This is a genomic window from Salmonella sp. A29-2 (assembly GCF_020150755.1).
In the GTDB taxonomy this organism is placed as follows: Bacteria; Pseudomonadota; Gammaproteobacteria; order Enterobacterales; family Enterobacteriaceae; genus Salmonella; species Salmonella enterica.
In genome coordinates this window covers 935686-949813 of the sequence record NZ_CP083731.1, presented here as the reverse complement: position 1 = coordinate 949813, position 14128 = coordinate 935686, and the positions used below count along the sequence as shown (strand labels likewise).

General features: G+C 50.0%; 12 protein-coding genes and 1 pseudogene. 8 read left to right on the top strand and 5 right to left on the bottom strand.

Features of this window, described 5'->3' with window-relative positions; genetic code table 11:
• Nucleotides 1-75 precede the first annotated feature (75 nt).
• Together pyrG and mazG are read right to left on the bottom strand one after the other, a co-directional pair.
• Complete coding sequence (pyrG, locus tag K8W53_RS04585; protein ID WP_000210863.1) at nt 76-1713, bottom strand: glutamine hydrolyzing CTP synthase; 1638 nt, start codon at nt 1711-1713, stop codon at nt 76-78.
• Between the two features lie 227 nt (nt 1714-1940).
• The gene (mazG, locus tag K8W53_RS04580) at nt 1941-2741 is read right to left on the bottom strand and encodes a nucleoside triphosphate pyrophosphohydrolase (protein WP_000210454.1); all 801 of its coding nucleotides are present in this window, start codon (nt 2739-2741) and stop codon (nt 1941-1943) included.
• A gap of 610 nt (nt 2742-3351) precedes the next feature.
• On the opposite strand from mazG, the gene K8W53_RS04575 reads away from it, so the two are divergent.
• The 8 genes from K8W53_RS04575 (at nt 3352) to K8W53_RS04540 (ending at nt 11223) form a co-directional block, all read left to right on the top strand.
• Entirely contained in the window at nt 3352-3939 is a 588-nt protein-coding gene (locus K8W53_RS04575; protein WP_000842512.1) for a fimbrial protein, read from the top strand.
• Nucleotides 3940-4021: 82 nt separating this feature from the next.
• Nucleotides 4022-6718, top strand: a complete 2697-nt coding sequence (locus tag K8W53_RS04570) for a fimbrial biogenesis outer membrane usher protein (RefSeq protein WP_072106020.1) — start codon at nt 4022-4024, stop codon at nt 6716-6718.
• Nucleotides 6719-6730: 12 nt separating this feature from the next.
• On the top strand, nt 6731-7504 hold the full coding sequence (locus K8W53_RS04565) for a fimbria/pilus periplasmic chaperone (RefSeq protein ID WP_001044459.1): 774 nt from the start codon (nt 6731-6733) through the stop codon (nt 7502-7504).
• 19 nt (nt 7505-7523) lie between these two features.
• Nucleotides 7524-8030, top strand: coding sequence for a fimbrial protein (locus K8W53_RS04560; protein ID WP_023224604.1), 507 nt, complete (start codon nt 7524-7526; stop codon nt 8028-8030).
• Nucleotides 8031-8044: 14 nt separating this feature from the next.
• Nucleotides 8045-8515 carry a fimbrial protein gene (locus K8W53_RS04555; protein ID WP_000832396.1) on the top strand — a complete coding sequence of 157 codons (471 nt, stop codon included), beginning with the start codon at nt 8045-8047 and terminating at the stop codon, nt 8513-8515.
• Entirely contained in the window at nt 8512-9048 is a 537-nt protein-coding gene (locus K8W53_RS04550) for a fimbrial protein (RefSeq protein ID WP_023224603.1), read from the top strand. The genes K8W53_RS04555 and K8W53_RS04550 overlap by 4 nt, the downstream gene beginning before the upstream one ends.
• Before the next feature lie 28 nt (nt 9049-9076).
• On the top strand, nt 9077-10162 hold the full coding sequence (locus K8W53_RS04545; RefSeq protein ID WP_023224602.1) for a hypothetical protein: 1086 nt from the start codon (nt 9077-9079) through the stop codon (nt 10160-10162).
• Between the two features lie 11 nt (nt 10163-10173).
• Nucleotides 10174-11223 (top strand): hypothetical protein, encoded by a 1050-nt coding sequence (locus tag K8W53_RS04540; protein ID WP_072106021.1) that lies wholly within the window; start codon nt 10174-10176, stop codon nt 11221-11223.
• A gap of 119 nt (nt 11224-11342) precedes the next feature.
• Here K8W53_RS04540 and K8W53_RS04535 read toward each other — a convergent pair.
• From K8W53_RS04535 to relA, 3 genes and pseudogenes are all read right to left on the bottom strand, one after another.
• Nucleotides 11343-11462 (bottom strand): annotated as a pseudogene (locus K8W53_RS04535) (type II toxin-antitoxin system RelE/ParE family toxin); the annotation flags it as partial.
• Entirely contained in the window at nt 11428-11784 is a 357-nt protein-coding gene (locus K8W53_RS04530) for a type II toxin-antitoxin system ParD family antitoxin (RefSeq protein ID WP_023888681.1), read from the bottom strand. The gene K8W53_RS04530 and the pseudogene K8W53_RS04535, both read right to left, overlap by 35 nt.
• 84 nt (nt 11785-11868) lie before the next feature.
• Nucleotides 11869-14103: a GTP diphosphokinase gene (gene relA / locus K8W53_RS04525; RefSeq protein WP_000226841.1), complete on the bottom strand. Its 2235-nt coding sequence runs from the start codon at nt 14101-14103 to the stop codon at nt 11869-11871.
• Nucleotides 14104-14128 lie beyond the last annotated feature (25 nt).

Below are 14128 nucleotides of genomic sequence, written 5' to 3'. Positions count from 1 at the left end.
TCCTCAAGTCACTAGTTAAACTAAAACTTCAGACAAACGGTGCACCGCTGAGGGTGCACCGCCGTTCTAACTTTTTTACTTCGCCTGACGTTTCTGATGCTCGTTGGCGGCTTTAACAAAGCCAGCGAACAACGGATGTCCATCACGCGGCGTGGAAGTAAATTCCGGATGGAACTGACAGGCCACGAACCACGGATGATTCGGTACCTCAATGATCTCGACTAACTGATCATCACCGGAACGGCCTGCGACACGCAGACCCGCTGCTTCAATTTGTTTCAACAACATATTGTTGACTTCGTAACGATGGCGATGACGTTCAACAATCGTCGACGCGCCGTACAACTGACGTACCAGACTGTCATCGCTAAGCTGGCACTGCTGCGCGCCCAGGCGCATGGTGCCACCCAGATCGCTCTTCTCGCTACGGACTTCAACGTTACCGTCTTCATCGCGCCACTCGGTAATTAACGCCACAACCGGGTACTTACAGTCTGGCACAAATTCCGTTGAGTTGGCGTTGTCCATGCCGGCCACGTTACGAGCGAACTCAATCAACGCAACCTGCATCCCCAGGCAAATGCCCAGATAAGGAATATTGTTTTCACGCGCATAGCGCGCAGTGGCGATTTTACCTTCAACGCCACGATAGCCGAAGCCGCCGGGGATCAGGATAGCGTCCAAATCTTTCAGAATTTCGACGCCGCGCGTTTCAACATCTTGCGAATCGATCAATTTGATGTTGACGGTAACGCGGTTTTTCAGACCACCGTGTTTCAGCGCTTCGATCACCGACTTATAGGCATCCGGCAGTTCAATATATTTGCCGACCATGCCGATAGTCACTTCGCCTGCCGGGTTCGCTTCTTCGTAAATGACCTGTTCCCATTCAGACAGGTTAGCTTCCGGACAGTTCAAGCTGAATCGTTTACAAATATAATCATCAAGCCCCTGAGATTTCAACAGGCCCGGAATTTTATAAATGGAATCGACATCTTTCATTGAAATAACGGCTTTTTCCGGCACATTACAGAACAATGCAATTTTTGCACGCTCGTTGGCAGGAACCGCGCGATCGGAACGACAAATCAGAATATCGGGCTGAATACCGATAGACAGCAGCTCTTTCACGGAGTGCTGAGTCGGTTTAGTTTTCACTTCGCCCGCAGCCGCCAGGTAAGGTACCAGCGTCAGGTGCATAAACAGCGCGTGTTCACGACCGATATCTACCGCCAATTGACGAATCGCCTCAAGAAACGGCAGCGATTCGATATCACCGACGGTACCGCCGATTTCCACCAGTACCACATCGTGGCCTTCGCCACCTTCCAGCACGCGCTCTTTAATCGCGTTAGTGATGTGAGGGATTACCTGTACGGTTGCGCCCAGATAGTCGCCACGGCGTTCTTTACGCAGAACGTCGGAGTAGATACGGCCAGTCGTGAAGTTGTTGCGGCGAGACATCTTGGTGCGGATGAAACGCTCGTAGTGCCCCAGGTCCAGGTCGGTTTCAGCGCCGTCTTCAGTAACGAACACTTCCCCGTGTTGGATTGGGCTCATAGTACCCGGATCGACGTTGATGTACGGATCCAGTTTCATGATGGTCACGTTGAGACCACGGGCTTCCAGAATGGCTGCGAGGGAGGCTGCGGCAATGCCTTTACCCAGAGAGGATACGACCCCGCCGGTCACAAAAATATAGTTCGTTGTCATGCGGAACCTGAGAAGTTAGGTTTAAAAGACGATGGAATAACCAGGACGGGAAAGCAGTATACCCGAACATGACCTACGCCACAAACTTTCATTATTCCTCCTCTTCGTCAGGCTGACATTCACACAGGGAGGGAGAAAATAGCCCCTTTGAGGCAAATGTTTTTGACGTAAATCAAGCGCTTGTTATTTAAAAAATCACACAAATCGCTCTTGACCGCCTAAAACCTTTAGAGATCAATTTCCTGGCGTTTTACTTCCTGCCAAACTTCTTCCATTGTTTCCAGGTCCACCCCGGTCATTTCCAGGCCTCTGGCTGCGACAATACGTTCAACTTCGCGAAAACGACGTTCAAATTTATCGTTCGCTTTTTGCAAAGCGAGCTCCGCTTTCGTACCTAAATGACGCGCCATGTTGACCGTGGCAAAGAGCAAATCGCCCATTTCCTCTTCCAGTTTAGCCTGATCAACAACCGCCTGCCGCGCCTCGAACATCACCTCATCGATCTCTTCATAGACCTTATCGACGACCGGTCCCAGCGTCGTCCAGTCAAAGCCCACGTTTGAGCAACGTTTCTGGATTTTTTGCGCGCGCATTAAGGCCGGTAAACTGCGCGGAATATCGTCCAGCGCGGAATGCTGCGCTTTTTGCGCGCGCTCTTCCGTTTTGATTTGCTCCCAGCGGGCTAAGACTTCTTCGCTATTATCCGCGGAAAGCTCGCCAAAAACATGCGGATGGCGGCGCTCCAGCTTGTCGCTGATGGCAGCGCAGATATCATTAAAATCGAAGCGGCCTTCTTCCTGCGCCATCTGCGCGTAAAACACCACCTGGAACAACAGGTCGCCCAGTTCGCCGCGCAAATCGTCAAAATCCTCACGCGCAATCGCATCCAGTACTTCATAGGTTTCTTCCAGCGTATAAGGCGCGATGCTGGCGAAGGTCTGCTCTTTATCCCACGGACAGCCGTTTTCCGGGTCACGCAGGCGCTGCATGAGGGTGAGAAGACGGTCAATTTGATGGTTAGTTGTCATGGTTTTTAATCGGTTGTAAATACCAGCGACAATTGTAACGTATTATTCTTAACCATTCACGCACAGAGACACTACGACAACGCCTATATAATAAAATATATTGTTAACAGGCGTTGAATGCTACCTTTCCCGTATAACTTTAAAATTATTAATCGATACACAACAATATAATAATCATATAACTAATTTATTAAAAAAACAGATATTTGCACCAGGCATTATAAATAACATCAATTAAGCAAAAAAAAATCATGCAAACACTATAAGCACCCCACCCAAAGAGCCTTCCCTTTCAAAAAAAAAATAAATTATTTCACTTTTACGGAAAAACGAGTAGCATGCACGCCAGTTTAATATTCAAAAAAGACCACTTTTTTTGTTTTTTCTGGAACATACATGAAATAAATATATTGAAAGTATTACATATAATATTCTATGAGCAGGTACGATCATTCAGCTCATAAGAATATACTCATAAAAATGTAGAAATATAATATTTTTATTATGACCTATTTTTTACCCAAAGCCCGCAGCATGGCTCTATGCCGCATATCCCTTGGTATACGCGTACAAAATGTTGCCATAAAACACGTTAATTAAGGATAACACGATGAAGTCATCTCATTTTTGTAAACTGGCAGTAACTGCATCTTTAGTTATGGGAATTGTCTCCGGCGCTCAAGCCGCGGGTAGCAACACAGCGAAGGTCACTTTCCTTGGTAATATTGTTGATTCCCCCTGCTCTGTCACATTGGATACGGAAGATCAAACAGTCAATATGGGTTCAAGTATCGGTAATGGCACGCTGAGTAATGGTAAAACGACCATCAACAATGCCCGTACCTTTCATATCGATCTTGAGGGTTGTACCTGGGCTACCGAGAAAAATATGAATGTGGTATTCACTACAGGTAGTGGAACCACAGCGGCTACAGGCGCCACGGATAATCTCGCGCTGATGAAGACTGACGGCACTGGCGCTATTAGCAACGTAAGCCTGGCAATCGGCGATGCTGGCAAAAACAATATCAAACTGGGCGATACCTATACACAGGCCATTGCGGACCTGGACGGAGACACCATCCTTGATGAGAAGCAAAGCCTGAATTTCACCGCCTGGCTGGTTGGCGCAGCAACCGGCACCGTAGGCACAGGTGAATTCAGCAGCGCCGCCAACGTCACTATCTCTTACCTGTAATTCAGTTAACAGAGTCACGACGATAATACCCTGCCGCTTTAGGTAGGGTATTCCTGTTGAGTTTTATTGCGGAATATATTTGATGAATAACACATGGAAAAGTGTTCTTTGCCCAATAGCGTGCGGAGTGGGAATGCTTCTAAGCGCCTCCCCTTATAGCGCGTCAGGCAAAGACATCGAATTTAATACCGATTTCCTCGATGTAAAAAATCGCGATAACGTTAACATTGCACAGTTTTCTCGTAAGGGTTTTATTCTGCCAGGCGTCTACCTCTTACAAATTAAAATTAACGGACAGACTCTGCCGCAGGAATTTCCTGTTAACTGGGTTATACCAGAACATGATCCACAAGGAAGCGAGGTTTGCGCAGAACCAGAATTAGTTACGCAATTGGGTATAAAACCGGAACTCGCGGAAAAACTCGTCTGGATAACGCACGGTGAACGACAATGTCTGGCGCCAGATTCACTGAAGGGCATGGATTTTCAGGCCGACCTGGGACACTCCACGCTGCTGGTGAATTTACCCCAGGCGTATATGGAATACAGCGATGTCGACTGGGACCCGCCCGCCCGCTGGGATAATGGTATTTCCGGCATCATTCTGGATTACAACATTAATAATCAGCTCCGCCACGATCAAGAAAGCGGCAGCGAAGAGCAAAGTATCAGCGGCAACGGGACGTTAGGCGCGAACCTGGGCGCATGGCGACTGCGGGCCGACTGGCAGGCCAGCTACGACCATCGTGACGATGACGAGAACACTTCCACCCTCCACGATCAGAGCTGGAGCCGCTACTACGCCTATCGCGCACTACCGACGCTCGGGGCCAAACTTACGCTGGGCGAAAGCTATCTCCAGTCCGATGTTTTCGACAGCTTTAACTATATCGGTGCCAGCGTCATTTCTGACGATCAGATGCTGCCGCCGAAACTGCGCGGCTATGCGCCGGAGATAGTGGGCATTGCGCGCTCTAATGCCAAAGTCAAAGTCTCCTGGCAGGGGCGCGTACTGTATGAAACGCAGGTGCCCGCAGGACCGTTCCGTATTCAGGATCTCAACCAGTCCGTTTCCGGTACGTTGCACGTCACCGTGGAAGAGCAGAACGGTCAGACCCAGGAGTTTGACGTTAACACCGCATCGGTTCCCTTCCTGACGCGCCCCGGCATGGTGCGCTACAAGATGGCGCTGGGCCGCCCGCAGGACTGGGATCATCACCCCATTACCGGCACATTCGCCTCGGCGGAAGCTTCGTGGGGGGTCACCAACGGCTGGTCGCTATATGGCGGCGCAATTGGAGAAAGCAACTATCAGGCCGTGGCGCTGGGAAGCGGTAAGGATCTTGGCGTGGTGGGCGCGGTGGCGGTCGACATTACGCACTCCATCGCCCACATGCCGCAAGACGACGGGTTTGACGGCGAAACGCTGCAGGGTAACTCATATCGCATCAGCTACTCCCGTGACTTTGATGAAATCGACAGCCGACTGACCTTTGCCGGATACCGCTTCTCAGAAAAGAACTTCATGAGCATGAGCGACTACCTGGATGCGAAAACCTATCATCATCTCAATGCCGGCCACGAAAAAGAACGCTATACGGTCACCTATAACCAGAACTTCCGTGAACAGGGCATGAGCGCCTATTTCAGCTACTCACGCAGTACCTTCTGGGACAGCCCGGATCAGAGTAACTATAACCTGTCTCTTTCCTGGTACTTCGACTTAGGGTCGATAAAAAATCTCAGTGCGTCGCTGAACGGCTATCGCAGCGAATATAACGGTGATAAAGATGATGGCGTCTATATCTCGCTGTCTGTTCCCTGGGGCAATGATTCCATCAGCTACAACGGTACGTTTAACGGTAGTCAACACCGTAATCAGCTCGGCTATTCCGGCCACAGCCAGAACGGCGATAACTGGCAGCTTCACATCGGGCAGGATGAACAAGGCGCGCAGGCAGACGGTTATTACAGCCATCAGGGCGCGCTGACGGACATCGATCTAAGCGCGGATTATGAAGAAGGATCGTACCGTTCGCTGGGTATGTCGCTGCGCGGCGGCATGACGCTGACCACCCAGGGCGGCGCGCTACACCGGGGAAGTTTAGCGGGCAGCACACGTTTGCTGGTTGATACCGACGGCATTGCGGACGTCCCCGTTAGCGGTAACGGCTCGCCAACCTCAACCAACATTTTCGGCAAGGCCGTGATTGCGGATGTCGGAAGCTATTCGCGCAGCCTGGCGCGTATCGATCTGAACAAATTGCCGGAGAAGGCGGAAGCTACTAAGTCGGTTGTGCAGATCACGCTCACCGAAGGCGCCATCGGCTACCGTCACTTTGACGTGGTCAGCGGCGAGAAAATGATGGCGGTTTTCCGGCTGGCAGACGGCGACTTCCCACCGTTCGGCGCCGAAGTGAAAAACGAGCGCCAGCAGCAGTTGGGCCTGGTGGCCGATGACGGCAACGCCTGGCTGGCAGGCGTAAAAGCCGGGGAAACATTGAAAGTCTTCTGGGATGGCGCGGCGCAGTGTGAAGCATCACTCCCGCCCACGTTTACACCGGAGCTATTGGCCAACGCGCTATTGCTGCCGTGCAAAATGCTGGAAGGTCAGCCCCCCACCGCACCGCAGAAAAGTTCTCCGCTGCCTGCGCAACCGCTAATCCAGGAACATACGCAAACCGATGGCCAACCGGCCGCGCCGGTGGCGACAACCACTCAAACCCCGCCCATACCGCTGGCTGACAACCATGCGGTGAATCGCAAGGATATGGAATAAAGGGAACCCGTAATGAACAAGACCAACCATTTTAAGCGCCAGGCGCTTATCGCTTCGGTATTACTGGCTGCGCCGCTGGTATCGCACAGCGCGATTGTGCCGGATCGTACCCGCGTTATTTTTAACGGCAATGAAAATTCAATCACCGTCACGCTGAAAAACGGCAACGCCACTCTGCCCTACCTCGCACAGGCGTGGCTGGAAGACGATAAGTTCGCCAAAGATACCCGCTATTTTACCGCCCTGCCGCCGCTGCAGCGTATTGAGCCAAAATCCGACGGGCAGGTTAAAGTCCAGCCGTTACCAGCCGCGGCTAGCCTACCGCAGGACCGGGAAAGTCTGTTTTATTTCAACGTGCGGGAAATTCCGCCGAAAAGCGATAAGCCTAATACGCTCCAGCTGGCGCTGCAAACGCGTATTAAGTTTTTCTACCGCCCGGTAGCCGTCGCCCGGCAGGTGGATAAGACGCACCCGTGGCAAACGAAGCTCACGCTGACCTACCAGGGCGATGGCGTGATCTTCGACAACCCCACACCGTTTTACCTCGTCATCAGCAATGCCGGTAGCAAAGAGAACGAAACCGCCTCCGGCTTTAAAAACCTGCTGATTGCCCCGCGTGAAAAAGTGACCTCTCCCATCAAAGGTGCCTCGCTCGGCAGTTCGCCGGTGGTGGGCTACGTCGATGATTACGGCGGCCATCGCCTGCTGGTTTTCACCTGCTCAGGGAATACCTGCAAGGTCAATGAGGAGAAAACCCGTGACGCTGAGAAGAAAGCGAATAAGTAATCCTGTGCGAAAGAGATCTATGACGATGTTGACTCGCTGGAAAATACTGGTGCTGCTGTGCGGTGGATTCGTTACCGACACCGAGGCTGCCGGCACAAAAACCGTGCAACTGGAGCTGCATCTGGTCGTCACTCAACCACCGCCCTGTACGGTAGGCGGCGCTTCCGTAGAGTTTGGCGATGTCCTGACCACCAAAGTTGGCGATGTTTCTCAAACGAAACCTGTGGGCTACAGCCTGAACTGCGATGGCAGAGCGAGTGACTATCTGAAGCTACAAATTCAGGGGACCACCACCACCATCAGCGGGGAGCAGGTTCTGCAAACTTCGGTGCAGGGGTTAGGCATCCGTATTCAGCAGGCGGGCAATAAGCAACTGGTTCCGGTTGGCATAACGGATTGGCTGAACTTCACCCTGAGCGGCAGCAATGGGCCAGAGCTGGAAGCCGTACCGGTTAAAGAGCCCACCACGCAGTTAGCGGGTGGCGATTTTAACGCCAGTGCGACGTTAGTCGTGGATTACCAGTGATGGAGAGATTCATAGTGAAAAGGGTGCTTATCCTGACGCTTTTAATCACCCAGTTTGCCTGCGCCGACAATTTGACCTTTCACGGCAAACTGATAAATCCGCCCGCCTGTACTATCAATAACGGTGAAACGCTGGAGGTCAGTTTTGGTAGCGTGATTATTGATAATATTGACGGCGTCAATTACCTGACCGAGATCCCGTGGACCCTTACCTGCGACAGCAGCTTTCGCGATGACGCATTAACTTTTACGTTGAGCTATCTGGGCACGGCGACGCCTTACTCCGCAAATGCCTTAACCACCAATGTCCCTGAGCTGGGCATTGAACTTCAGCAGAACGGCACGGTGTTTCCTCCCGGCACGTCGCTAACCATCGATGAATCATCGCTTCCCACACTAAAAGCCGTGCCGGTAAAACAGCCAGGTAAAGAGCCTGCCGAAGGCGATTTTGAGGCTTTTGCCACGTTACAGGTGGATTACCAATGAACCGTATTTTTCAAACTGCCGGGCATTTGATCGGAGGCGTAATGTTATGGGCGGTTTTCAATACGCTACCTGCCGCCACGCCTAATGTGCACTACAGCGGTAAGCTGGTTGCCGGCGCCTGTAACCTGGTAGTGGATAATGACACGATGGCAACGGTGGATTTTCATACTATTGGCAGTGACAATTTCGACGCCAGCGGGCAAACGACTCCTGTTCCATTCACACTTAGCCTCCAGGATTGCAAAACAGCGCTAGCCAACGGCGTGGTGGTGACCTTTCAGGGTGTTGAAGACAGTACCCTGCCCGGACTGCTGGCGCTGGAGCCCTCGTCGGAAGCCAGTGGTTTTGCGATTGGCGTGGAAACGGCTGCACAGCAACCAGTGAGTATCAATGCAACAGTGGGTACAGCTTTTGTGCTGAAAGAAGGGATTACCACCATCAACTTGCAGGCCAGGCTGCAAAAATACGCTGGTGAAGAGGTTATGCCGGGGGAATTTTCGGGTAGCGCAACAGTGAGTTTTGAATATCAGTGAGCTATAGGTAAAATTATAAGGATATGAAATGCAACGAATTTTATTACAGCTAATACTGGTAATAATATCTGGTTTTTGGTGTATTGCGCTACAATGCGCTGAAGTAAGAACGGATATAGAATATAATTCTCAAATTATTTCACAGTTTGATAGTCTTGGTGCACTGACTGGCGATCCTACACTCGATACCATCCATACCCCATTACCAACAAACATTCATATCCTTTCATCGTGCACTAAGTCAGGTGGAGGCGATGGGGGTGGTTGTACTACTCAAGGTACAATTCCCTATGGACTTGAATCCACCCTTGAGTTTGATCCATCAACTTCTTTCATCAATACAACCGCTGTCGATAACGGTATCACTTATAGTTTTACTGGTGAAGCGGTAAAAGCGACGGCACATGCCGACTGTACGGGTAATCAGGCAACTAACAGCGCAATTTGTGTATGGGATAAATCATTTTCACTTCCCCTCACCTTACTTACCAAACAGAATGGAATAACCATTAACCAGCAAAATCTTACAGTTTCGGTAATACCCGGAGGAGGAAATAATGACACTAATCAATATTCATCCCTTTCCGGCCATATTATTATTGATGAATCGGTAAGCAGTTACGCTAGTTATGAACCGGAAACATCGGGCATTGAGAATCTGAAATTCAAATGGACTGTAACAGTGACAGAAGATACCGAGGGTGATTTCGGTATATGGAACGGTTCACTTGTACTTAATGGCTCTCCAGCGTCCACCCTACATCGTTATTTTCCTCCAGAAATAGTAGATGCTTCATTTTCTGAAAATACGATAGTGCACAGTACAGAAGTCGCCATGACTGGCGCAAAAAATAATGTCGAGCTAGCCGCTGTATATCTCTACCATGGCAATACGCCATGCGACGATACATCCTTGTGTAACTACAGTCTTAATAAGACGTCAGTTGCTCTTGTATGTCACGATCTGAATGCGCAGCTTGCCTTTAGCAGCACTTGTAATGCTTCAGACACAACACATTGCCTGAACGGCAAAGTAGGTACGATAAATGGTACCTGGGGGAAAGTCAGCATTGATACAACTTGTGCAATTACCGTTTTGATACCCTACGAATAAACACAGGAAAAATGATGACCATAAGCAAAAAAATCATAATTTCATTCATTCTATTTATGTGCTTCGCCAACAATACATTTGGATCTGGATACGTTAAGATCAATGCCGAATTGAATGATATGACAGGCACTGGGGCAGGTACAACTAATTTAAATAGTGACCTACGGGTTAGAACATCATTATTACCAGAGAATATTGAGATGTTATGTACCGGTGGAAAGCTACGTGGAAGTCAGGTAACGTGCGGTCCTGGACTATGGGTCGATATTGAATCAACGATAACAATGGATTCCAGTATAAGAATGATCATTGGCAGCACTTTTTTCACACTTCCCAATATGACTGAAACCCGCCGGGCCCGCTGTACATCACATGATAACTCCACACTTGATTGTGTCTGGACCAGCAATATCGATGCACAATTAAATATATCACCACTATACGATGCACAAATAATCAAACAAGATTTAAAATTACATATCGAACCATCTTCATATGATTACGCACAATCGCAATATATTGATGGGGAAATAACTTACAACACCAAAAAACATCAAGTATCCTATGACGCTTATAGTATAACTACTTACGGCTTTACAGACCATAATATAAAAACGGAAATTTCGATTATTGACGACAATTTTGGGACCAGCATTACCACCATTAATGATAAAATGTCATTTGATAGTGACAGCGTACAAATTATCGCGTCAATAGATCCTGAAAATTTAGCTGCTTCTTTTGATAAATACTCAGAAGTAACCTCAATAAATAAAGAATTTAGTGGACCAAAAACCAATGAGCTCATTGCAAATATTTTTTTAAGACATGGAAATATGCCCTGTGATGTCTATGAATCAGATTCAATTTGTGCACAAATAATAGATAATGCAACAGTATCAATAGCATGTGATGATAAAAACATGCAGATTGAGGCTATTCCCTGTGATCAAAACAATACTGAATGTGCCCGTTCACAGATGGTAGAACTTCGTGGTACCTGGGGACGAGTCAACATTGACACCGATTGTGCGGTAACCGTATTACTACCATACGAATAGAAATTTGAACAAAACCGATTTTCATGGAACCATACCAGATATCTGGTAAGCAGATAGCTACCAGATATCTTTATAAAACATCAAGCCGTAGCCCTCGAGTATCTCCCTACATCCCGAATAATATCTGATAGATGATTAATATATCGATCGGCCTGTATTTCGCCAAAATGCTGCCAGCCGTAATGCCAGATATTTTCCAGATCTTCACTGGCCTTTGGCGTTAATTTTACCGTTCTCATCGGGTTTGATCATCCCTGTTTTGACCTTCCGTAAAAAGGCATCCTTTTCCCAGGCCTGCGGCTCTCCGCTGTTCAGACCTTCAGCCAGAAGTTCACGTAACGCCTGAAGTAGTGACTCGGCCTGTTTTTCCCTCAGCAGACGAAGAGACTCTCTGATCACTTCACTTTGTGTTCTGTAATCACCTGATTCTATGAGCGATTCAATAAACTCGCGCAGTTCATCGCCAGGATCAACGGTCATTGTTCTGACCATAACAGCCTCCACTGTAAGTATAAATCTTACATAAGAGTACACCGGAAATGAAATGTACGTCGAAAACATACCCCATATCTCATGCTTATGGGGTTGGCTAATGCGGCTTTGCTGAACGAGTAGCAAAGCCGCTACATTATTACTGTCTGGGGTTTACCCCCCGTGCAGTCGCCGTGCATCAATCACATCCGGCACCTGGTTCAGCTTACCGAGCACGCGGCCCAGCACCTGCAGGTTGTAGATCTCGATGGTCATATCAATGGTGGCGATCTGCTGTTTAATGTCGCTGCGGCTGGCGACGCCCAGCACGTTGACTTTTTCGTTAGCCAGAATGGTGGTGATATCGCGCAGCAAGCCGCTGCGATCGTTGGCCTGGACGCGCACCACCAGCGAATATCCCGCCGAGTAGCTTTCGCCCCATACCGCCTCTACGATCCGCTCCGGCGCATGTGAGCGCAGCTCCGCCAGCTGTTCGCAGTCGGCCCGGTGCACGGAAATCCCCCGCCCCTGAGTAATGAAGCCGACAATTTCATCCCCCGGAATCGGCTGGCAGCAGCGGGCAATGTGGTGCATCAAATTACCCACGCCTTCTACCACCACGCGCCCGTCGTCTTTACGACGATTTTGCGGCGCGTATGTTTTTTGCTGAAGCTGTTTCAGCGCCGCTGCATCCTGCTCCTCCGCACTCGGCTTATTGAACTGCGATTGCAGGAAATTCACCATCTGATTAAGACGGATATCGCCGCCGCCTATCGCCGCCAGCAACTCTTCCAGCTCATTAAAGTTGTAGCGCGGCAGCAGATGTTTCTCGGCCTCTTTCAGGCTAATCCCCAAATGCGCCAGCTCATCGTCGAGGATCTGCCGTCCAGCCAGGATATTTTTGTCACGGTCCTGTTTACGGAACCAGGCGTGAATTTTCGAGCGTCCGCGGCTGGTCGTCACATAGCCCAGGTTTGGATTCAGCCAGTCGCGGCTGGGATTCGGCTGCTTCTGAGTGATAATTTCAACCTGATCGCCCATCTGCAACTGATAGGTGAATGGCACAATACGCCCACCAATTTTCGCGCCGATGCAGCGGTGCCCGACATCGCTGTGGATGTGGTAAGCAAAATCGAGCGGCGTAGATCCGGCAGGCAAGTCAACCACGTCGCCTTTTGGCGTAAAAACGTAGACCCGATCGTCAAACACCTGGCTGCGCACTTCATCCAGCATTTCGCCGGAATCGGCCATCTCTTCCTGCCAGGCGATCAGCTTACGCAGCCACGCAATTCTGTCTTCATGGCCGGAACGCACGCCGCCAGACGCGGCGCCTTCTTTATACTTCCAGTGTGCCGCCACGCCCAGTTCGGCGTCTTCATGCATCTGTTTGGTACGAATCTGGATCTCAACGGTTTTACCGCCCGGTCCCAGGACCACGGTGTGGATAGACTGGTAACCGTTCGGTTTCGGGTTAGCGACATAATCATCGAATTCATCCGGCAGGTGACGATAATGCGTATGCACTATCCCCAACGCGGCGTAGCAGTCTTGCAGACGTTCAGCGACAATACGCACGGCGCGCACGTCAAAGAGTTCATCAAACGCCAGATGCTTTTTCTGCATTTTGCGCCAGATGCTATAAATATGTTTTGGTCGTCCGTAGACTTCCGCCTGCACGCCTTCGTTTTTCATTTCGGCGCGCAGATGTCCAACAAACTCTTCGATGTAATGTTCGCGATCGAGACGGCGCTCATGCAGCAGTTTGGCGATGCGTTTGTATTCCGCCGGATGCAGGTAGCGGAAACAGTAGTCTTCCAGTTCCCACTTCAGTTGCCCGATGCCCAGACGATTAGCGAGCGGCGCATAGATGTTGGTACATTCTTTCGCCGCCAGCACGCGCTCATCTTCCGGCGCCTCTTTCACTTCGCGCAAATGAGCGATTCGCTCGGCCAGTTTGATCACCACGCAGCGGAAATCATCCACCATCGCCAATAACATTCGACGGACGTTATCAACCTGCTCCGAAGAAACAGAGTCGTTATGAGTGGCGTTTAGCTGACGGATCGCCGCCATATCGCGCACGCCATGAATCAGGGTAACGATAGATTTGCCGACGCTTTCGCGCAGTACATCTTCGCTGACTACGTTGGCGTCGGCCAGAGGGAACAGTAGCGCCGCCCGCAGCGTGTCGATATCCATACTCAGCGTGGAAAGAATTTCTACCATCTCCACGCCACGCCACAGCAACAGATCCGCATCCGGATGTCCTTGTGTCTGTTGCAGGCAATACGCCCAGGTTTCGGCTAAGCGCTCACACGACTGCTGGCTGGAAATTCCCAGGCTTGCGATCCACTTCTTCGGATCAAATTCACCAGCTTTATTAATATGTGCACTTCTTACCGCGACCATCGTCCTCTCCTTAAGGGACCAGGCC